The organism is Pseudomonas serboccidentalis, assembly GCF_028830055.1.
Taxonomy (GTDB): domain Bacteria; phylum Pseudomonadota; class Gammaproteobacteria; order Pseudomonadales; family Pseudomonadaceae; genus Aquipseudomonas; species Aquipseudomonas serboccidentalis.
Genome location: NZ_CP101655.1, coordinates 1,282,226 through 1,301,498 on the forward strand (window position 1 = coordinate 1,282,226; position 19,273 = coordinate 1,301,498).

The window sequence follows — 19,273 nt, forward strand, 5'->3', positions numbered from 1 at the left end:
CAAAAACAAAGTCAAAAGATCGCAGCCTGCGGCAGCTCCTACAGGGGGAATGCATTCCAAATCAAGTTACAACCGCCAAAACGGCTTCAACCCCTCCTCCAACGCCTGCTCGCGGGTCAGCCCGACATCCTTGAGCTGCTCCGGCGTCAGTGTCAGCAACACCTTGCGCGTGTGCAGACGATGCCAGAACAGACCCCAGCGACCCAGGCCGGACGGTGCATTGCGCAACATCTCGTTGCGCGCACTGTCTCTCTGCCCTGCCTCCAGTTCCTGACTGTGTAACGTCAGCCGCACATCGCTCAAGCCGTTCATTTTTGACGCTCCTGTTTACTTGGGTAGCCAGAGATTCCATGATGCGCGGGTCGACAAAAGCATTACAGATTCAACACACCTGTATTAACTCCATACAGATTTGCCGAAACTGAGTCTGAATTACCGATTTTTGCCGCATCTGTACTGGTTTAACGAATCAACTGCATCGAGGCAGTGCCATGACCCTGTATGTGAACCTCGCCGAGCTGCTCGGCACCCGCATCGAAAAAGGCTTCTACCGTCCTGGCGATCGCCTGCCTTCGGTGCGCGCCTTGAGCGTAGAACATGGGGTCAGCCTGAGCACCGTGCAGCAGGCCTATCGCGTGCTCGAAGACAGCGGTCTGGCAACGCCAAAACCGAAGTCCGGCTACTTCGTGCCAGTGGGTCGCGAGTTGCCAGAGCTGCCTGCAGTCGGGCGTCCGGCGCAACGCCCGGTGGAGATTTCGCAATGGGATCAGGTGCTGGAACTGATCCGCGCGGTGCCGCGCAAGGACGTGGTGCAACTGGGTCGCGGCATGCCGGATGTCACTTCGCCAACCATGAAACCGTTGCTGCGCGGACTGGCGCGGATCAGCCGCCGCCAGGACATGCCCGGTCTGTATTACGACAACATCCACGGCACCCTCGAGCTGCGCGAACAGATCGCCCGACTGATGCTCGATTCCGGCTGCCAGTTGAGCGCCAGCGACCTGGTCATCACCACCGGTTGCCACGAAGCGCTGTCCACCAGCATCCATGCGATCTGCGAGCCGGGTGACATTGTTGCAGTGGATTCGCCGAGCTTTCACGGCGCCATGCAGACGCTCAAAGGCCTGGGCATGAAAGCCCTGGAAATCCCCACTGACCCGCTGACCGGTATCAGTCTCGAAGCGCTGGAGCTGGCGCTGGAACAATGGCCAATCAAGGTCATCCAGATCACGCCCAACTGCAACAACCCGCTGGGCTACATCATGCCGGAGTCGCGTAAACGCGCTCTGCTGAACCTCGCGCAGCGCTTCGACGTGGCAATCATCGAAGACGATGTGTATGGCGAACTGTCCTACACCTACCCGCGCCCGCGCACGATCAAGTCCTTCGACGAGGACGGTCGCGTGCTGCTGTGCAGTTCGTTTTCCAAGACTCTGGCGCCGGGGCTGCGCATCGGCTGGGTCGCGCCGGGACGTTATCTGGAGCGGGTGCTGCACATGAAATACATCAGCACCGGCTCCACCGCGCCGCAGCCGCAGATTGCCATTGCCGAATTTCTCAAAGGTGGGTACTTCGAACCGCATTTGCGGCGTATGCGCACTCAATACCAGCGCAATCGCGACGCGATGATCGACTGGGTCACCCGTTATTTCCCGGCCGGTACCCGTGCCAGTCGGCCACAGGGCAGCTTCATGTTGTGGGTCGAACTGCCGGAAGGGTTCGATACGCTGAAACTTAATCGTGCACTGCATGACCAAGGCGTACAGATTGCCGTCGGCAGCATTTTTTCCGCCTCGGGCAAGTACCGCAATTGCCTGCGGATGAACTACGCTGCCAAACCGACACCACAGATCGAAGAGGCGGTGCGCAAGGTCGGTGCAGCGGCAATCAAATTACTGGCCGAAGCCGACTGACTTTTTTCGAGTGATCAGCGTCCATATGCCGACCTTTGCTGCCGACCGGAATGAACCTACGTGAGCTTCAGACAGCCCCTACTCGCTTTGCTGATGCTCGCCTCGCTCCTGAGCGGCTGCGCCAACCTCGACGTAACGCGCGAGCCCAGCCAGGCGCTGCCGGCGTCGGACTCCAGTTTCGGCCGCTCGATCCAGGCTCAGGCCGCGCCCTATCAGGGGCGCTCCGGGTTTCGCCTGCTGTCCAACAGCACTGAGGCCTTCACCGCCCGCGCCGAGCTGATTCGCCAGGCACAAACCAGCCTCGACTTGCAGTACTACATCGTCCATGACGGCGTCAGCACGCGGATGCTCGTGGAAGAACTGCTCAAAGCCGCCGACCGTGGCGTGCGCGTGCGCATCCTGCTCGACGACACCACCAGCGACGGCCTCGATACGATCATCGCCACGCTGGCGGCGCATCCACAGATCCATATCCGCCTGTTCAACCCGCTGCACCTGGGCCGCAGCACCGGCGTGACCCGCGCCGCCGGGCGCTTGTTCAACCTGTCGCTGCAACACCGACGCATGCACAACAAACTGTGGCTGGCGGACAACAGCGTGGCCATCGTCGGCGGGCGCAATCTGGGTGACGAGTACTTCGATGCCGAGCCGAACCTGAATTTCACCGACATCGACATGCTCAGCGTCGGCCCGGTGGCCGAGCAGCTCGGGCACAGTTTCGATCAGTACTGGAACAGCGCGCTGAGCAAGCCGATCGACGAATTCCTCTCCAGCAAACCGACGGCCAAGGACTTGCAGAACACCCGCACGCGCCTGGAAGAATCGCTGGATGAAACCCGTAAACAGAATCACGCGTTGTATCAACAGCTGATGCGATTCAAGACCGCACCGCGCATGGACATCTGGCGCAAGGAACTGATCTGGGCCTGGAACCAGGCGCTGTGGGACGCCCCAAGCAAGGTGCTGGCCAAGGACGAGCCGGACCCGCAATTGCTGCTGACCACGCAACTGGCGCCGGAGCTTAACGGCGTCAACCAAGAGCTGATCATGATCTCGGCGTACTTCGTGCCCGGCCAGCCGGGGCTGGTGTACCTGACCGGTCGCGCCGACGCCGGGGTGTCAGTGAGCCTGCTGACCAACTCACTGGAAGCCACCGACGTGCCGGCAGTGCACGGCGGTTATGCGCCATACCGCAAGGCGCTGCTGGAGCACGGGGTGAAACTGTATGAACTACGCCGTCAGCCCGGGGATAACTACGGCAGCGGCCCGCACCTGTTCTACAGCAAGTCGTTTCGTGGTTCGGATTCCAGCCTGCACAGCAAGGCGATGATTTTCGACCGGCAGAAATCCTTCATCGGCTCGTTCAACTTCGACCCGCGCTCGGTGCTGTGGAACACCGAAGTCGGGGTCCTGGTCGACAGCCCGGAACTGGCCTGGCATGTTCGCGAACTGGCCCTGCAAGGCATGGCCCCAGCGCTGAGTTATCAGGCGAAACTGCAGGATGGCAAGGTCGTCTGGGTGACCGAGGACAACGGCCAGCTGCACACGCTGACCAAGGAACCGGGGAGCTGGTGGCGGCGCTTCAATGCTTGGTTCAGCACCACCGTCGGCCTGGAAAGAATGCTTTAAAAGCAAAAGATCGCAGCCTTCGGCAGCTCCTACAGTTTGAAATGCATTCCCCTGTAGGAGCTGACGAAGGCTGCGATCTTTTGACTTCAAGCTGTCTGCGCAGAGCCAAACGCACCCTGGCGCAAAAGCAGCAGCACCAACCCAAACGCCCCAACCGCCATCAACAACGGCAACGCATGCCCGCTGATCCACTGACTCCCCGCCCCCGCCATCAACGGCCCGATCAGACAGCCAACACCCCACAGTTGCGCGATGTGCGCGTTGGCCCGCACCAGCGCATCGTCGCGATAGCGCTCGCCGATCAGGATCAGGGACAAGGTGAACAACCCGCCAGCACTGGCCCCGAACAGCACCCACAACGGCCAGATCAACAGCGTATCGATCAACAGCGGAATCGCCACGCTCGACAGCATCAGGATTACGGCGCAGCCGGTGAACAACGTGCGCCGCGACAGGTAGTCAGCCAACGCACCAATCGGCAGTTGCAGCAACGCATCGCCCACCACCACCGTGCTGACCATCGCCAGCGCGATCTCGGCAGTGAAGCCCTGCTGCAGGCAATACACCGGCAGCAGCGTCAGGATCATCGCCTCGAATGCGGCGAACAATGACACCGCCCAGGCAATCGCCGGCAGCTCACGGGCAAAGCCCCACAGATCGCTAAAGGTCACGCTGCTGGCTTCACTGCTCGGCGCACCGCTGCGGCCCATCAATAGAAAAGGCGAAACCGTCAGCAGTCCGACGCCCACCCAGAAACCATAATCGTGCTCAGTGCCAAGCGCGCCCAGCAGCAACGGACCAGACAGTTGGCTCAACGCATAACTGCTGCCATACAGCGCGACCAGGCGCCCGCGCCAGTTCTCCACCACCAACTGGTTGATCCAGCTCTCACCGAGGATGAACACGATGGTCAGGATCACCCCGATCATCAGGCGCAGCACCAGCCAAATCGGATAACTCGGCAGCAGCGCCAGCAAACCGATCGACAACGCGCCGGCCCACAGGCACAGACGCATCAGCTTCGCCGTGCCAAAACGCGCCGCCAGATGGCTGGAAATCTTCGCTCCCAGCAGCACGCCAATCGCCGGCATCGCCGCCATCACACCGATGGCGAAAGCGCCATAGCCCCAGCCCTCCAGACGCAACGACACCAGCGGCATGCTGACCCCCAGGGCCAGACCGACACTCAAGACAGACGCCAACACGGCGAAATACGTCGCCCAACGCATGGTCCACGCTCCTGTGGATTATTTTTATGTGCACCACAAAACCACTGTGGGAGCGAGCTTGCTCGCGAATACGGTTTCACATTCAGCAGATTTGCTGACTGATACACCGCATTCGCGAGCAAGCTCGCTCCCACAGGGATCTCTGTCTGGTTTGGGAGCCTGATTGAATCAGGCTCCCCTCAGCGGCTTACAGCTTGATCCACGTCGCTTTCAGCTCGGTGTACTTGTCGAACGCGTGCAACGACTTGTCGCGACCGTTGCCCGACTGTTTGAAGCCACCGAACGGTGCGGTCATATCGCCGCCGTCGTATTGGTTGACCCACACGCTGCCGGCACGCAGCGCCTTGGCGGTCAGATGGGCCTTGGAGATGTCCTGGGTCCATACCGCAGCGGCCAGGCCATACGGCGTGTCGTTGGCGATCTGGATCGCCTCTTCGGCAGTGTCGAACGCAATGACCGACAGCACCGGACCGAAGATCTCTTCCTGGGCGATCTTCATCGCGTTGCTCACGCCATCGAAAATCGTCGGCTCAACATAAGTGCCACCGGTTTCCTGCAGGATGCGCTTGCCACCGGCCACCAGTTTGGCGCCGTCGGTGTGACCGGACTCGATGTACGACAGCACAGTGTTCATCTGCTGGGTATCGACCAGCGCACCGACGTTGGTGGCTGGATCGAGCGGGTTACCCGGCTTCCAGGTTTTCAGCGCCTCGATCACCATCGGCAGGAATTTGTCCTTGATCGAACGCTCGACCAGCAGACGCGAACCAGCGGTGCAGACTTCGCCCTGGTTGAAAGCGATGGCGCTGGCGGCGGATTCGGCAGCGGCTTGCAGGTCCGGCGCATCGGCGAACACGATGTTCGGGCTCTTGCCACCGGCTTCCAGCCACACGCGCTTCATGTTCGATTCGCCGGAGTAGATCATCAGTTGCTTGGCGATCTTGGTCGAACCGGTGAACACCAGGGTGTCGACGTCGTTATGCAGGGCCAGCGCCTTGCCAACAGTGTGACCGTAGCCCGGCAGCACGTTGAGCACGCCTTTGGGAATACCGGCTTCAACGGCCAGTGCGGCGATACGGATGGCGGTCAGCGGGGATTTTTCCGACGGCTTGAGGATCACCGAGTTACCGGTGGACAGCGCCGGGCCCAGCTTCCAGCAGGCCATCATCAGCGGGAAGTTCCACGGCACGATAGCGCCGACAACGCCGACCGGCTCGCGGGTCACCAGACCCAGTTGATCGTGCGGAGTGGCGGCGACTTCGTCGTAGATCTTGTCGATCGCCTCACCGCTCCAGCTCAGCGCCTGCGCCGCGCCCGGCACGTCGATGTACAGCGAATCGCTGATCGGCTTGCCCATGTCGAGGGTTTCGAGCAGCGCCAGTTCTTCGGCGTGCTGCTTGAGCAGGCCGGCGAAACGGATCATGGTGGCTTTGCGTTTGGTCGGCGCCAGGCGCGACCAGACGCCGGAATTGAAGGTGGCGCGGGCATTTTCCACGGCGCGCTGAGCGTCGGCAGCGTCACAGCTGGCGATCTTGCCCAGCAGGCGGCCATCGACCGGGCTGATGCACTCGAAAGTCTCGCCGGAAACGGCGTCGGTGTATTCACCATTGAGGTAGGCGCGGCCTTCGATCTTCAGGTCACGGGCGCGTTGTTCCCAATCGGCACGAGTCAGGGTGGTCATTCGAGTGTCCTCCTCTTGTTGAATAGAGCGCCGCGTTCTTCGCGGTCGTCTTCAGGAATGCTGCCCGGCCAGCCTGCTTTTCGGCCCAAGGCACCCGCCACCCTAAACCAGCGGCCGGGGTTGTTTCAATATATTTGACATAAGCGCGCCATACGGCCTTGCGGTGTTCATTTTAATAAACATAGACTTTGGCCCTTTCAAGCCACCGCGCCGTCATCACGGGAGAAAACAACAATGAACATCCAGAACGTCGTCGACATCAGCCTGACCACCAGCGCAGCCGAACGCTATCGCCCGGACCCGGCCAAAGTGCTCAAGGGCGATCCCGAGCAAGCGGTGTTCAATCAATACGACAGCCCTTGTGGGCAAATGGGCGTCGGCGTGTGGGAAGGGGCGGTTGGCCAGTGGACGGTGAATTACACCGAGCATGAATATTGCGAAATCCTGCAGGGGGTTTCGGTACTGCGTGACAGCGATGGCAATGCCAAGACGCTACGTGTGGGCGACCGCTTTGTGATTCCGGCAGGGTTCCGTGGCACCTGGGAAGTGCTCGAAGCTTGCCGCAAGGTCTATGTGATCTTCGAACAGAAGGCTTGAGGATTTTCGCTGGCTGATCCGGCCCTCATCGCGAGCAGGCTCACTCCTACAGGTGAGCGCATTCCAATGTAGGAGTGAGCCTGCTCGCGATGAGGCCCGGACAGGCGATGCAAATCTGAAGACAACAAAAAAGGCCCGTATCGTGAGATACGGGCCTTTTTTGTAAGTCGGGAAAAATCAATTACTTGATTTTGCCTTCCTTGTAGATCACGTGCTTGCGAACAACCGGATCATATTTCTTGATCTCGATTTTGTCCGGAGTAGTACGCTTGTTCTTGTCGGTAGTGTAGAAGTGACCAGTACCGGCGCTCGAGATCAAACGAATCAATTCACGCATGATTAGCTCCCTTAAATCTTGCCATCGCGGCGAAGTTCGGCGAGCACGACACTGATGCCACGCTTGTCGATGATGCGCATGCCTTTGGCAGATACGCGCAGACGCACAAAACGTTTCTCTTCTTCAACCCAGAAGCGGTGATGCTGCAGGTTCGGCAGGAAACGACGACGGGTTTTGTTGTTTGCGTGGGAAATGTTATTCCCGGTTACCGGACCCTTACCGGTAACTTGACATACTCTCGACATGCCTCAGCCCTCTAAAACCACATGCCCAACCCGGCATGGGTTGGCCGCTTAATCTCTCAGTCATTTGGCGCCAGGCGCCGCGTTTCTTTAGAGGTCTTACCGGCTACACCTACAGTGAAGGAACCGGGCCCCTAGAAAAGAGCGCTGCTTTATACCAGAAAGACCGGGGTGCAACAACAATGGATGTGCAATCAACCGGCAAAAAGGCGCATTTTCCGGCTGCGGACGCTTTGGATAAAGGCTGCTGCGAGTTTTGACCACTCGTCGCAGAAAACCGCCCTTGAGCACGCTTGCGACTTTTCACAGCGCGCTGCGGTCTGAAAAACACCACTGTCCCGGCCCGAAAAATGCAAAAAGGGGATAGTCATTTGTAATCCGGCCCTCTAGGGTAACCCTTTTCCAGACTGCACCTGCAGATGGCCTTCGATCTGTAAAGGAAGCCGACCATGCGCCTCGCTGCCCTACCCCTGTTGCTCGCCCCGCTTTTGCTGAGCCCCCTGGCCCAGGCCGCTGCCCTGAGCGTCTGCACCGAGGCCAGCCCTGAAGGGTTCGACGTGGTGCAATACAACTCGCTGACCACCACCAACGCTTCGGCCGACGTGCTGATGAACCGCCTGGTGGACTTCGACACCGCCAGCGGCAAAGTCGTGCCGAGCCTGGCCGACAGCTGGGAAGTCAGCACCGACGGCCTGACTTATGTGTTCAAGCTGCACCCGCAGGTGAAGTTTCACAGCACTGACTATTTCAAGCCGACCCGCACCCTGAGCGCCGAAGACGTCAAATTCAGCTTCGACCGCATGCTCGACCCGGCCAACCCATGGCACAAAGTGGCGCAAAGCGGCTTCCCGCACGCCCAGTCCATGCAGCTGCCGGCGCTGATCAAGAAGATCGACGCACTCGACCCGCTGACCGTGCGCTTTACTCTCGACCACCCGGATTCAACGTTTTTGGCGACCCTGAGCATGGGTTTCGCTTCCGTTTATTCCGCCGAATACGCCGAAAAGCTGCTCAAGGCTGACGCGACCGACAAGCTCAACAGCCAACCGATCGGCACCGGCCCGTTCATTTTCACGCGCTTCCAGAAAGACGCCTCGGTCCGCTACAAGGCCAACCCGGACTACTTTGGTGGCAAGCCTTCGGTCGACCCGCTGATCTTCGCCATCACCCCGGACGCCAACGTGCGCCTGCAAAAGCTGCGGCGCAACGAGTGCCAGATCGCCCTCTCGCCGAAACCGCTGGATGTGCAAGCGGCGCAGCAAGAGCCGACGCTGAAGGTGGAAAAGACTGACGCCTTCATGACCGCTTTCGTCGGCATCAACAGCCAGCATCCGCCGCTGGACAAGCCGGAAGTGCGCCAGGCGATCAACCTTGCCTTCGACAAGGCCAACTACGTCAAAGCCGTGTTCGAAGACACCGCAGAGCCAGCCAATGGCCCTTACCCGCCGAACACCTGGAGCTACGCGAAGAACCTGCCGGGCTATCCGCACGACGTGGCCAAGGCCAAGGCGCTGATGGCCAAGGCCGGACTCAAGGACGGCTTCCAGACCACCATCTGGACGCGCCCGTCCGGTAGCCTGCTCAACCCGAACCCGAGCCTGGGCGCGCAGCTGCTGCAATCGGATCTGGCGGAAATCGGCATTCAGGCGGAGATCCGCGTGATCGAGTGGGGCGAACTGATTCGCCGCGCCAAGGCTGGCGAGCATGACCTGCTGTTCATGGGCTGGGCCGGCGACAACGGTGATCCGGACAATTTCCTCACGCCGCAGTTTTCCTGCGCGGCGGTCAAGTCCGGGACCAACTTCGCCCGCTACTGCAATGCCGATCTGGACAAGCTGATCAGCGCCGGCAAGACCACCAGCGAGCAAGGCGTGCGCACCAAACTGTATGAACAGGCGCAGGCGCAGATTCAGCAGCAGGCGCTGTGGTTGCCGCTGGCGCATCCGACCGCTTTCGCGCTGACGCGCAAGGATGTGCAGGGTTACTCGGTAAGCCCGTTTGGGCGGCAGGATTACTCCAAGGTCAACCTGAAGTAACCTGTCTGCACAAAACCTGTAGGAGTGAGCCTGCTCGCGAAAGCAATCTTTCAGTCACCGAACAGGTTGACTGAAGTGACGCCATCGCGAGCAGGCTCACTCCTACATGGGTTTGCGCTTGTTCCTGAGAGTTACATCCAGCCGCATTCCGCCATCGACAGCGGCTCCCCGTCACCCACGATGAAGTGATCCAGCACCCGCACGTCAATCAGCTCCAACGCCTTCTGCAAGCGCTTGGTCAGCAAGCGATCCGCCTGACTCGGATCAGTATTGCCCGACGGATGGTTGTGACACAGGATCACCGCCGCCGCGTTGTTGGCCAACGCGCGCTTCACAACCTCCCGAGGATGCACGCTGGTGTTGTCGATCGAGCCGCGAAACAGTGCCTCGAACGTCAGCACTTGATGCTTGGAATCGAGAAACAGGCAACCAAACACCTCGTGCGGCTCATGGCGCAGCATGGATTTGAGGTAATCGCGGACGGCTTTCGGGTTCTCCAGCGCCGTTTTTTCGCGTGAACGCTCGGCCAGGTGGCGCCTGTTCATTTCCTGAGCAGCCTGCAATTGGGCAAACTTTGCAGGCCCCAGGCCCAACTCTTTGCTGAAGGCTTCCAGATCGGCCTCAAGCAGCAAACGCAGGCTGCCAAACTGATTCAACAGATGTCGCGCCAGATCTACTGCGCTTTTTCCAGCCACTCCAGTGCGCAAAAAGATTGCCAGCAACTCGGCGTCCGAAAGACTCGCCGAACCTTGTTCCAATAACCGTTCCCGCGGTCGTTCCGCCGCAGGCCAATCGCGAATACTCATACACATTCCTTGTCTGTGGGCGCCGCTGTTCCGTAGCGGTCGCTGTGATATCGTAGCCCATCTTTTTTGCGGGCGAATTCACCCTGGGGAGGGGGTTTCGCTACGTATGTCACCCACGAAATGAAAGGCAGACCTATGCAGCGGCTGTATCGGAAACGCATCGTTCTGGGCGTCGGCGGCGGCATTGCGGCCTACAAGAGCGCTGATCTGGTTCGTCGCCTGATCGACCAGGGCGCCGAAGTGCGCGTGGTCATGACCCATGGCGGCGCGGAGTTCATCACCCCGCTGACCATGCAGGCCCTGTCCGGGCACCCGGTTCACCTGGATTTGCTCGACCCGGCCGCCGAAGCCGCGATGGGCCACATCGAGCTGGCGAAGTGGGCCGATCTGGTGCTGATTGCACCGGCCACCGCCGACCTGATCGCCCGTCTGGCCCAAGGCATCGCCAACGATTTGCTGACCACTCTGGTGCTGGCCACCGACGCCGTTGTGGCCGTTGCTCCGGCAATGAACCAGGCGATGTGGCGCGACCCGGCGACCCAGGCCAACCTGCAACTCCTGGAAAGCCGTGGCCTGAAGACCTTCGGCCCGGCCTCCGGCAGCCAGGCCTGCGGTGACGTCGGCATGGGCCGGATGATGGAAGCCACCGATCTGGCACAGTGCGCGGCGGATTGCTTCCAGCGTCAGGCGCTGACCGGCAAGCACGTGGTGATCACCGCCGGCCCGACCCAGGAAAACATCGACCCGGTGCGCTACATCACCAACCACAGCTCCGGAAAAATGGGCTTTGCCCTCGCCGAAGCGGCGGTGGAAGCCGGCGCCCGCGTGACCCTGATCAGCGGCCCGGTGCACCTGCCGACGCCGGATCGCGTCACGCGTATCGACGTGGTCAGTGCCCGCGACATGCTCGCCGCCTGTGAATCGGCCATCCCGTGCGACGTGTTCATCGCCTCGGCAGCGGTGGCGGACTACCGTCCGGAAGTCGTTGCCCCGCAAAAACTCAAGAAAGACCCTACAAGCGGCGACGGCTTTGTCCTGCAAATGGTGCGCAACCCGGACATCCTGGCCACCATCGCGACCCGTCCCGACCGTCCGTTCAGTGTCGGCTTCGCCGCCGAGACCGAACACCTGCTCGACTACGCTGCACGCAAGCTCAAGGACAAGAATCTCGATTTGATCGTCGCCAACGACGTCGCCAACCCGAGCATCGGTTTCAACAGCGAAGAAAACGCCTGCAGCGTGATCGACCGTGAGCTTCACGCCACTGTTTTCGCCCAGACCAGCAAGAGCAAGATCGCTCGCCAACTGGTCACTTTTATCGCCGAACGTCTGAACCAGGTTTAATTTACATGCACGCTTTGCAAGCCAAGATCCTCGACCCACGCATCGGTACCGAATTCCCGCTGCCGCAATACGCCACCCCGGGCTCCGCCGGGCTCGACCTGCGCGCCATGCTGGAACAGGACATCGTGATCAAGCCGGGTGAAACCGTGCTGATTCCTACCGGTCTGTCGGTCTACATCGGCGACCCGAACCTCGCCGCGCTGATCCTGCCGCGCTCGGGCATGGGCCATAAGCACGGCATCGTGCTGGGTAACCTCGTGGGCCTGATCGACTCCGATTACCAGGGCCCGCTGATGGTGTCCTGCTGGAACCGCGGCCAGAACGACTTCACCATGACGGTCGGCGAGCGTCTGGCGCAGCTGGTGTTGGTGCCAGTGGTCCAGGCGCACTTCGAAATGGTTGAAGAGTTCGTTGAAACCGAACGCGGCGCGGGCGGTTTCGGCCATACCGGCACCAAGTAACCACATGAATATCCTGTAGGAGCTGCCGCAGGCTGCGATCTTTTGATCTTGATCTTAAAAAACCAAAGTCAAAGGATCGCAGCCTTCGGCAGCTCCTACAGGGGAAATTTGTGCATTTTCAACGACAGGTTTTAACACCGTAAATCAAGGTTTTGCCGGCCGAAAGCCACGCCCGCCGAGACATCATGGCCCTTTCATACCACGAACTCTGCGTGGAAAACGCCGTCATACCCTTCAGTTTGAGCCTGCCGCCGAGTGAATCGTCGGTCTGTCCCGCCACTTTCGAGATGGAGCACTTCCGCAGATGAGCACCCCAGCCAAGATCGCCCCGAAGCTTCCTGACAGCATCTTCCGCGCCTATGACATTCGCGGCACCGTGCCGGAATTCCTCAATGCCGAAACCGCCTACTGGATCGGTCGCGCCATCGGTTCGCAGAGCCTGGCCCAGGGCGAGCCGAACGTGTCGGTCGGCCGTGACGGCCGCCTGTCCGGCCCGGAGCTGGTCGCCGAGCTGATCCGCGGTATCGCAGAGAGCGGCTGCCACGTCAGCGATGCAGGCCTGGTCCCGACACCGGCGCTGTACTACGCGGCCAACGTCCTGGCTGGCAAGTCGGGGGTGATGCTCACCGGCAGCCATAACCCGTCGAACTACAACGGCTTCAAGATCGTGATCGCCGGCGACACCCTCGCCAACGAGCAGATCCAGGTGCTGCACGAGCGCATCAAGACCAATGACCTGACCAGCGGTCAGGGCAGCGTGACCCAGGTCGAGATCCTTGACCGCTACACCACCGAAATCGTTCGGGACGTCAAACTGGCCCGACGCCTGAAAGTCGTGGTCGACTGCGGCAACGGCGCAGCCGGCGTGATCGCCCCGCAACTGATCGAAGCGCTGAACTGCGAAGTTATCCCGCTGTTCTGCGAAGTCGACGGCAACTTCCCCAACCATCACCCGGACCCGGGCAAGCCTGAAAACCTCGTCGACCTGATCGCCAAGGTCAAGGAAACCAACGCCGATATCGGCCTGGCCTTCGATGGCGACGGCGACCGTGTCGGCGTGGTGACCAACACCGGCAGCATCGTCTACCCGGACCGCCTGCTGATGCTGTTCGCCCGCGACGTGGTGGCGCGCAACCCGGACGCGGAAATCATCTTCGACGTCAAATGCACCCGCCGCCTGGTGCCGCTGATCAAGGAATACGGCGGTCGCCCGCTAATGTGGAAGACCGGTCATTCGTTGATCAAAAAGAAAATGAAACAATCCGGTGCTCTATTGGCCGGAGAAATGAGCGGGCACATCTTCTTCAAGGAGCGCTGGTTCGGTTTCGACGATGGCATCTACAGCGCCGCGCGCCTGCTGGAGATCCTCAGCAAGGAAAAATCCACCGCCGAAGAACTGTTTGCGACCTTCCCGAACGATATTTCTACGCCAGAAATCAATATCCATGTGACCGAAGAGAGCAAATTCAGCATCATTGATGCACTGCACGACGCACAGTGGGGCGCAGGCGCTGACCTGACCACCATCGACGGCGTGCGGGTCGATTACGCCAAAGGCTGGGGCCTGGTGCGCGCGTCCAACACCACACCGGTGCTGGTGCTGCGCTTCGAGGCCGATGACGAGGCTGAATTGCAGCGCATCAAGGATGTGTTCCACGCCCAACTGAAACGCGTTGCACCTGATCTCCAACTACCGTTCTGATTCACCCGGAGCCCTGAATGACCCTCGAACGCGAAGCCGCCGCCCACACCGCCCAGGTCCTGTCCGAAGCGTTGCCTTACATCCGACGTTATGTCGGCAAGACCCTGGTGATCAAATACGGCGGCAACGCGATGGAAAGCGAGGAGCTGAAAACCGGCTTCGCCCGCGACATCGTCTTGATGAAAGCCGTGGGCATCAACCCGGTCGTGGTTCACGGCGGCGGCCCGCAGATCGGTGATCTGCTCAAGCGCCTGTCGATCGAAAGCCACTTCGTCGATGGCATGCGCGTCACCGACGCCGCGACCATGGACGTAGTGGAAATGGTCCTCGGCGGCCAGGTCAACAAAAGCATCGTCAACCTGATCAACCGTCACGGCGGCAGCGCCATCGGCCTGACCGGTAAAGACGCCGGGCTGATTCGTGCAAAGAAACTGACCGTCACCCGCCAGACCCCGGAGATGACCCAGCCGGAAATCATCGACATCGGTCAGGTGGGCGAAGTGGTCGGGATCAACACCGAACTGCTCAACCTGCTGGTCAAGGGCAACTTCATTCCGGTGATCGCGCCAATCGGCGTCGGTGAGAATGGCGAGTCGTACAACATCAACGCTGACCTGGTGGCCGGCAAAGTCGCCGAGGCGCTGAAAGCCGAGAAACTGATGCTGCTGACCAACATCGCCGGCCTGATGGACAAGTCGGGCACCGTCCTGACCGGCCTGAGCACCCAGCAGGTCGACGACCTGATCGCCGATGGCACCATCTACGGCGGCATGCTGCCGAAAATCCGCTGCGCACTGGAAGCGGTGCAGGGCGGTGTCGGCAGCTCGCTGATCATCGACGGTCGCGTACCGAACGCGATCCTGCTGGAAATCTTCACCGATACCGGTGTGGGCACGCTGATCAGCAATCGCAAGCGCCCCTGATCGCTGATCACGTAAAAGATCGCAGCCTGCGACAGCGTCTAAAAAGCGGAATTTCAGTCGTATGAATTCCCTGTAGGAGCTGACGAAGTCTGCGATCTTTTTTGTGCGCGAGAGAAATGTCCGACGCTCATCAACGAAGCGTCCGACATCGCGACAGCAACAATCTCCATAGGATCTTCCCTGAATCCACAGGAGATCTTCCCCATGCAAAAAAACCACGTACCTTACGGCAGCGACGTTTCAGCAGGCACCTATGAATGTGCAGACTGTGGACGCGAATATTCCAACCAGTCGAAAACCTCGCTGCCACCCTGCCCCGACTACAAACCCAGCACCCATGTGCTCAATGGCTGGAATATCTTGAGCGGCCAGGGCGATGCTGCGGCGGATCCGTATCCGGATCAGTCTTCCAAATAATCGCGGAGGCCCGAACCATGCAGATCTCGTTCACGATCGACGCCAACGCTTTCGAGCTGGAACAAAAGGAACCGGTTAAGAAAACCTTGCGCATCGGCGATGCGGATATCGCCCACGCCCTCCAGCGCATCGCCAAGGCCAGCCTGACCGAATACCTGAAAATGCTGGTCGAGGGCGGCATGCCCAGCCGGGCCGATGAGGCCAAGCAGGATCGCCTGCTTTACCTGATTCAAAGCTACTTCGGGCAGACCTTGCCAACAGAATCGCAAATCTCGACGATCTTCCAGCTGACTCAAAGCCAAAGCAAAACCCTGCTGAAAAACACCGTGTCGCGCTTTCGTAATCAGCTCGACGACATCCTGCAGCACAGCATGCGCGCGGTCGTAGCGTCTGCGGAACACGCAAAAGATATCTATCTGGTCGTCATCAGTTCGGACGTAATTCGCGATGAGCTGAACATGCTGATCACGCAAAACGAACCAACGTTTAAACCCATCATCAAGCGCAAAGGCAGCGCCGGGCAGTTTGAGATCAGCGAGGACTCCCACGATTTGTTGTGCGCAACGTTGGGACTCAATGCCGTTCAGTGACATCGTCGCGGTCAGCGGCTTGCTGCTGACCTTGACCACCTTCATGTTCAATCTGGCTTGGCCGACGCTCAATGAGGCGTTGGCGCTGGATGAATATCAAACAGGTCCGCAAAACAAAAAACGCAGCCGCGAGAAGATCAAGAATGCTGTTTATTGGCGTGCGCTGCCGCTGACAGGCGCCTTTGCAGCGCTGTTTTACGTCAACCTGCCGGCCGCCGTAGGCATTTTTTGCAGCAGTACATTGGATCTATGGGATTTTGATGTTGATCGCACGCTTTACGTGATGGTGGTGCTGGCGCTTTTGGCTTTTGCACTGATCAACGCACGCCTGACGCTGAAATTACTGAAAAAGTGGCGAAACCTGCGGTGAACGCAAACAAAAAGACCCCGCTCAGCCTGACTGAACGGGGTCTTTGTTTGCCTGCGGGCGCGATTACACGCCGAACTGGGCGCGATACGCTTCCACGGCCGGCAGATGCTGTTTGAGCTGCGGATCATCCGCGAGGAACTCCAGCACCTGGTTCAGCGAAACGATGCTGATCACCGGGATACCGAAGTCACGCTCGACTTCCTGAATTGCCGACAACTCGCCGTTGCCACGCTCCTGACGGTTCAGGGCGATCAGCACACCCGCGGCCTTGGCGCCTTCCTGGGACGCGATGATCTGCATCACTTCGCGGATTGCGGTGCCGGCGGTAATTACATCGTCGATGATCAGCACGTCGCCAGTCAGCGGCGCGCCAACCAGACTGCCACCTTCGCCGTGGGCCTTGGCTTCCTTGCGGTTGAAACACCATGGCAGGTCACGGTTGTGGTGCTCGGCCAGCGCGACGGCGGTGGTCGCCGCCAGCGGGATGCCTTTGTAGGCCGGGCCGAACAGCACGTCGAACGCAATGCCGCTCTCGACAATGGCTGCCGCGTAGAAACGCCCCAGCTGCGCCAGGGCCGAGCCCGAGTTGAACAGGCCGGCGTTGAAGAAGTAAGGACTGGTGCGCCCGGACTTCAGGGTGAACTCACCGAAGCGCAAAACGCCGCGATCGATGGCAAAACGAATGAAATCGCGCTGATACGCTTGCATGAAAAAAACCCCAAATACCACGGATTTAGCTAATTAGCTTGACGCCGTGTATCATACACGCACGCGATTTTTGGGGCCATTTATGCGGATCATCAGTGTGAACGTCAATGGTATTCAGGCTGCAGTCGAGCGTGGTTTGCTCAGTTGGCTGCAAGCACAGAATGCCGACGTCATCTGCCTGCAGGACACCCGTGCCTCCGCCTTTGAACTGGATGACCCAGCCTTCCAACTGGATGGCTACTTCCTTTATGCCTGCGATGCTGAAGTCCCTGCCCAAGGTGGCGTGGCTTTGTATTCGCGGTTGCAACCGAAGGCTGTCATCAGCGGTCTCGGTTTCGAGACGGCCGACCGCTACGGGCGCTACCTGCAAGCAGATTTCGACAAAGTCAGTATTGCCACCTTGCTGCTCCCTTCGGGGATGAACGGCGATGAGGACTTGAACCAGAAGTTCAAGCTCATGGACGACTTCGGCAAGTACCTGGACAAACAGCGGCGCAAACGTCGCGAGTACATTTATTGTGGCTCGCTGTACGTGGCGCAGCAGAAGCTCGACATCAAGAACTGGCGCGACAGCCAGCAATCCCCGGGCTTCCTGGCGCCAGAACGCGCCTGGATGGACGAGATTGTCGGCAACATGGGCTATGTCGATGCGCTGCGCGAAGTCAGCCGCGAAGGCGACCAATACAGCTGGTGGCCGGACAACGAACAGGCCGAGATGCTGAATCTGGGCTGGCGCTTCGATTACCAGTTGCTGACCCCAGGCCTGCGACGCTTCGTGCGCAGCGCACGCCTGCCGCGTCAGCCACGGTTCTCGCAGCACGCGCCGCTGATCGTCGACTACGACTGGACGCTGACCATCTAAGCGTCGATTCGTGGATGCAAAAAAGCCGACATCGCTGTCGGCTTTTTTGTGCGCGCTGATTTTTGCCGCTCTGTGGGAGCGGGCTTGCTCGCGATGGCGATATTCCTGTCACGGATACAGCGACTGACAGACCGCTATCGCGAGCAGGCTCACGCCTACAAGGGGATTTGCACTGGTTATTATTTGATCAACCGCCAAGTGAAAGGGTAACGGTAAGGAAACCCCTCATTAGCCTTCACCCCGGCAATGATCGTCAGCACCAGTGCACCGATGGCCAGCAGACCCAGCAGGAAGAAGCCAATGATCAACACCATCAGCAGCAGACAGATCGCGGCAGCAATCGCCACGGTGATCTGAAAGTTCAGCGCTTCCTTGCCCTGGGCATCGATGAACGGATCGGTTTCGCGCTTCATCTGCCACAGGATCAACGGCCCGATCAGGTTGCCGAACGGAATCCAGATCCCCAGCAAGGCGGACAAGTGACAAAACATCGCCCACTGGCGAACCTCCTGGCTCGGTTTGGGCAGTAACTCTTGCTCATCACTCATCGCGTCCTCCTTGCGGGTTACGAACCTGCTCAGTCGGCCAGTGCAGCCTGTTGCAGTTCGAAGATTTCGTTCATGCCTTTCTTGGCCAGTTCCAGCATGGCGTTCAGCTCTTCAGGCTGGAACGGCGCGCCTTCAGCGGTGCCCTGAACTTCAATGAAGCCACCGGTGCTGGTCATCACCACGTTGAGGTCGGTCTCGGCGGCGGAATCTTCAAGATAGTCCAGATCCAGCACCGGCTCGCCCTGATACATACCGACCGACACCGCGCCGATCATTTGCTTGAGCGGGTCGCCGCCTTTCAGGCCGCCGCGCTTCTTGATCACTTTCAGTGCATCGACCAGTGCCACCATGGCGCCGGTGATCGACGCGGTACGGGTGCCGCCGTCAGCCTGGATCACGTCGCAGTCGACGTACAGGGTCACGTCGCCCAGCTTGGACATATCCAGCGCAGCGCGCAGGGAACGGCCGATCAGACGCTGGATTTCCAGGGTACGGCCACCCTGCTTGCCACGGCTCGCTTCACGCTGGTTACGCTCGCCAGTGGCGCGCGGCAGCATGCCGTATTCGGCGGTCAACCAGCCCTGGCCCTGGCCTTTGAGGAAACGCGGCACGCCGTTTTCGACGCTGACGGTGCAGATGACTTTGGTATCACCGAATTCGACCAGTACGGATCCCTCGGCGTGTTTGGTGTAGTTGCGGGTAATGCGGATCGAGCGAAGCTGATCGGCAGCGCGACCACTTGGACGTTTCATAGGGAATACCTGTACTGGGGACGGAAAACTGCCGAGCATTATAGAGCGCTGCACCGCGCCTGGGCACGGGTTAAAAATTCCGGCTGTCGACCCAAGGCCCTGAAACGCGCATAACCGACGGCCTGC

20 protein-coding genes and 1 pseudogene are annotated in these 19,273 nt (G+C 59.9%); 12 read left to right on the forward strand and 9 right to left on the reverse strand.

Annotated elements, in window-relative coordinates:
* Window positions 1-66: 66 nt before the first annotated feature.
* The gene (locus NN484_RS05910; RefSeq protein WP_127648073.1) at window positions 67-312 is read right to left on the reverse strand and encodes a DUF1127 domain-containing protein; all 246 of its coding nucleotides are present in this window, start codon (window positions 310-312) and stop codon (window positions 67-69) included.
* Window positions 313-491: 179 nt separating this feature from the next.
* Here NN484_RS05910 and NN484_RS05915 point away from each other — a divergent pair, with 179 nt between their 5' ends.
* Window positions 492-1,913: an aminotransferase-like domain-containing protein gene (locus NN484_RS05915; protein ID WP_215500551.1), complete on the forward strand. Its 1,422-nt coding sequence runs from the start codon at window positions 492-494 to the stop codon at window positions 1,911-1,913.
* A 60-nt stretch (window positions 1,914-1,973) separates the two neighbouring features.
* On the forward strand, window positions 1,974-3,542 hold the full coding sequence (locus tag NN484_RS05920; RefSeq protein WP_215500550.1) for a phospholipase D family protein: 1,569 nt from the start codon (window positions 1,974-1,976) through the stop codon (window positions 3,540-3,542).
* An 86-nt stretch (window positions 3,543-3,628) separates the two neighbouring features.
* Here the strand turns inward: NN484_RS05920 and NN484_RS05925 are convergent, their stop codons facing one another.
* Together NN484_RS05925 and NN484_RS05930 are read right to left on the reverse strand one after the other, a co-directional pair.
* Window positions 3,629-4,771 (reverse strand): MFS transporter, encoded by a 1,143-nt coding sequence (locus NN484_RS05925; RefSeq protein WP_274658721.1) that lies wholly within the window; start codon window positions 4,769-4,771, stop codon window positions 3,629-3,631.
* A gap of 187 nt (window positions 4,772-4,958) precedes the next feature.
* The gene (locus NN484_RS05930) at window positions 4,959-6,452 is read right to left on the reverse strand and encodes an aldehyde dehydrogenase (RefSeq protein ID WP_122596715.1); all 1,494 of its coding nucleotides are present in this window, start codon (window positions 6,450-6,452) and stop codon (window positions 4,959-4,961) included.
* Window positions 6,453-6,686: 234 nt separating this feature from the next.
* Between NN484_RS05930 and NN484_RS05935 the strand changes: the two genes are divergently transcribed.
* Window positions 6,687-7,049: a cupin domain-containing protein gene (locus NN484_RS05935; protein ID WP_041071946.1), complete on the forward strand. Its 363-nt coding sequence runs from the start codon at window positions 6,687-6,689 to the stop codon at window positions 7,047-7,049.
* Window positions 7,050-7,230: 181 nt separating this feature from the next.
* On the opposite strand, the gene rpmG is transcribed toward NN484_RS05935, so the two are convergent.
* Window positions 7,231-7,386 (reverse strand): 50S ribosomal protein L33, encoded by a 156-nt coding sequence (gene rpmG / locus NN484_RS05940; protein ID WP_003177274.1) that lies wholly within the window; start codon window positions 7,384-7,386, stop codon window positions 7,231-7,233.
* Window positions 7,387-7,397: 11 nt separating this feature from the next.
* Window positions 7,398-7,631, reverse strand: a complete 234-nt coding sequence (gene rpmB / locus NN484_RS05945) for a 50S ribosomal protein L28 (protein ID WP_003229474.1) — start codon at window positions 7,629-7,631, stop codon at window positions 7,398-7,400.
* A gap of 446 nt (window positions 7,632-8,077) precedes the next feature.
* Between rpmB and NN484_RS05950 the strand changes: the two genes are divergently transcribed.
* A complete protein-coding gene (locus tag NN484_RS05950) occupies window positions 8,078-9,664 on the forward strand; it encodes an ABC transporter substrate-binding protein (protein ID WP_274658722.1) in 1,587 nt (528 codons plus the stop codon).
* Window positions 9,665-9,795: 131 nt separating this feature from the next.
* On the opposite strand, the gene radC is transcribed toward NN484_RS05950, so the two are convergent.
* The gene (radC, locus tag NN484_RS05955) at window positions 9,796-10,470 is read right to left on the reverse strand and encodes a RadC family protein (protein ID WP_215500548.1); all 675 of its coding nucleotides are present in this window, start codon (window positions 10,468-10,470) and stop codon (window positions 9,796-9,798) included.
* A gap of 135 nt (window positions 10,471-10,605) precedes the next feature.
* Here radC and coaBC point away from each other — a divergent pair, with 135 nt between their 5' ends.
* The 7 genes and pseudogenes from coaBC to NN484_RS05990 all read left to right on the forward strand — a co-directional run bounded on the left by coaBC (window position 10,606) and on the right by NN484_RS05990 (window position 16,277).
* Window positions 10,606-11,814 (forward strand): bifunctional phosphopantothenoylcysteine decarboxylase/phosphopantothenate--cysteine ligase CoaBC, encoded by a 1,209-nt coding sequence (gene coaBC, locus NN484_RS05960; protein WP_003229480.1) that lies wholly within the window; start codon window positions 10,606-10,608, stop codon window positions 11,812-11,814.
* Window positions 11,815-11,819: 5 nt separating this feature from the next.
* Window positions 11,820-12,275 carry a dUTP diphosphatase gene (gene dut / locus NN484_RS05965; protein WP_047596787.1) on the forward strand — a complete coding sequence of 152 codons (456 nt, stop codon included), beginning with the start codon at window positions 11,820-11,822 and terminating at the stop codon, window positions 12,273-12,275.
* 298 nt (window positions 12,276-12,573) lie between these two features.
* A pseudogene (locus tag NN484_RS05970) lies at window positions 12,574-13,977 on the forward strand (phosphomannomutase/phosphoglucomutase); the annotation flags it as partial.
* Window positions 13,978-13,994: 17 nt separating this feature from the next.
* Window positions 13,995-14,900, forward strand: a complete 906-nt coding sequence (gene argB / locus NN484_RS05975; RefSeq protein ID WP_003229488.1) for an acetylglutamate kinase — start codon at window positions 13,995-13,997, stop codon at window positions 14,898-14,900.
* A 204-nt stretch (window positions 14,901-15,104) separates the two neighbouring features.
* The gene (locus tag NN484_RS05980) at window positions 15,105-15,317 is read left to right on the forward strand and encodes a hypothetical protein (protein ID WP_274658723.1); all 213 of its coding nucleotides are present in this window, start codon (window positions 15,105-15,107) and stop codon (window positions 15,315-15,317) included.
* Between the two features lie 86 nt (window positions 15,318-15,403).
* Window positions 15,404-15,907: a hypothetical protein gene (locus NN484_RS05985; protein ID WP_274658724.1), complete on the forward strand. Its 504-nt coding sequence runs from the start codon at window positions 15,404-15,406 to the stop codon at window positions 15,905-15,907.
* Window positions 15,894-16,277, forward strand: coding sequence for a hypothetical protein (locus NN484_RS05990; protein WP_127648085.1), 384 nt, complete (start codon window positions 15,894-15,896; stop codon window positions 16,275-16,277). The genes NN484_RS05985 and NN484_RS05990 overlap by 14 nt, the downstream gene beginning before the upstream one ends.
* A gap of 63 nt (window positions 16,278-16,340) precedes the next feature.
* On the opposite strand, the gene pyrE is transcribed toward NN484_RS05990, so the two are convergent.
* Entirely contained in the window at window positions 16,341-16,985 is a 645-nt protein-coding gene (gene pyrE / locus NN484_RS05995) for an orotate phosphoribosyltransferase (RefSeq protein ID WP_127648086.1), read from the reverse strand.
* 82 nt (window positions 16,986-17,067) lie between these two features.
* Here pyrE and NN484_RS06000 point away from each other — a divergent pair, with 82 nt between their 5' ends.
* Window positions 17,068-17,847, forward strand: a complete 780-nt coding sequence (locus NN484_RS06000; RefSeq protein ID WP_003229491.1) for an exodeoxyribonuclease III — start codon at window positions 17,068-17,070, stop codon at window positions 17,845-17,847.
* A 179-nt stretch (window positions 17,848-18,026) separates the two neighbouring features.
* Here NN484_RS06000 and NN484_RS06005 read toward each other — a convergent pair whose 3' ends face one another.
* Together NN484_RS06005 and rph are read right to left on the reverse strand one after the other, a co-directional pair.
* Window positions 18,027-18,395, reverse strand: coding sequence for a DUF4870 domain-containing protein (locus NN484_RS06005; RefSeq protein ID WP_003229492.1), 369 nt, complete (start codon window positions 18,393-18,395; stop codon window positions 18,027-18,029).
* Between the two features lie 29 nt (window positions 18,396-18,424).
* Entirely contained in the window at window positions 18,425-19,147 is a 723-nt protein-coding gene (gene rph / locus NN484_RS06010; RefSeq protein ID WP_064589819.1) for a ribonuclease PH, read from the reverse strand.
* Window positions 19,148-19,273: the final 126 nt, after the last annotated feature.

Excerpts from the sequence above, each read along its gene's own strand:
- rpmG (WP_003177274.1), bottom strand. The coding sequence starts at position 7,386 with ATGCGTGAATTGATTCGTTTGATCTCGAGCGCCGGTACTGGTCACTTC.
- NN484_RS05935 (WP_041071946.1), top strand. The coding sequence starts at position 6,687 with ATGAACATCCAGAACGTCGTCGACATCAGCCTGACCACCAGCGCAGCC.
- argB (WP_003229488.1), top strand. The coding sequence starts at position 13,995 with ATGACCCTCGAACGCGAAGCCGCCGCCCACACCGCCCAGGTCCTGTCC.
- dut (WP_047596787.1), top strand. The coding sequence starts at position 11,820 with ATGCACGCTTTGCAAGCCAAGATCCTCGACCCACGCATCGGTACCGAA.
- radC (WP_215500548.1), bottom strand. The coding sequence starts at position 10,470 with ATGAGTATTCGCGATTGGCCTGCGGCGGAACGACCGCGGGAACGGTTA.
- NN484_RS05925 (WP_274658721.1), bottom strand. The coding sequence starts at position 4,771 with ATGCGTTGGGCGACGTATTTCGCCGTGTTGGCGTCTGTCTTGAGTGTC.
- coaBC (WP_003229480.1), top strand. The coding sequence starts at position 10,606 with ATGCAGCGGCTGTATCGGAAACGCATCGTTCTGGGCGTCGGCGGCGGC.
- rpmB (WP_003229474.1), bottom strand. The coding sequence starts at position 7,631 with ATGTCGAGAGTATGTCAAGTTACCGGTAAGGGTCCGGTAACCGGGAAT.
- NN484_RS05950 (WP_274658722.1), top strand. The coding sequence starts at position 8,078 with ATGCGCCTCGCTGCCCTACCCCTGTTGCTCGCCCCGCTTTTGCTGAGC.
- NN484_RS05910 (WP_127648073.1), bottom strand. The coding sequence starts at position 312 with ATGAACGGCTTGAGCGATGTGCGGCTGACGTTACACAGTCAGGAACTG.
- NN484_RS05990 (WP_127648085.1), top strand. The coding sequence starts at position 15,894 with ATGCCGTTCAGTGACATCGTCGCGGTCAGCGGCTTGCTGCTGACCTTG.
- NN484_RS05915 (WP_215500551.1), top strand. The coding sequence starts at position 492 with ATGACCCTGTATGTGAACCTCGCCGAGCTGCTCGGCACCCGCATCGAA.
- pyrE (WP_127648086.1), bottom strand. The coding sequence starts at position 16,985 with ATGCAAGCGTATCAGCGCGATTTCATTCGTTTTGCCATCGATCGCGGC.
- NN484_RS06005 (WP_003229492.1), bottom strand. The coding sequence starts at position 18,395 with ATGAGTGATGAGCAAGAGTTACTGCCCAAACCGAGCCAGGAGGTTCGC.
- NN484_RS06000 (WP_003229491.1), top strand. The coding sequence starts at position 17,068 with ATGCGGATCATCAGTGTGAACGTCAATGGTATTCAGGCTGCAGTCGAG.
- NN484_RS05930 (WP_122596715.1), bottom strand. The coding sequence starts at position 6,452 with ATGACCACCCTGACTCGTGCCGATTGGGAACAACGCGCCCGTGACCTG.
- rph (WP_064589819.1), bottom strand. The coding sequence starts at position 19,147 with ATGAAACGTCCAAGTGGTCGCGCTGCCGATCAGCTTCGCTCGATCCGC.
- NN484_RS05980 (WP_274658723.1), top strand. The coding sequence starts at position 15,105 with ATGCAAAAAAACCACGTACCTTACGGCAGCGACGTTTCAGCAGGCACC.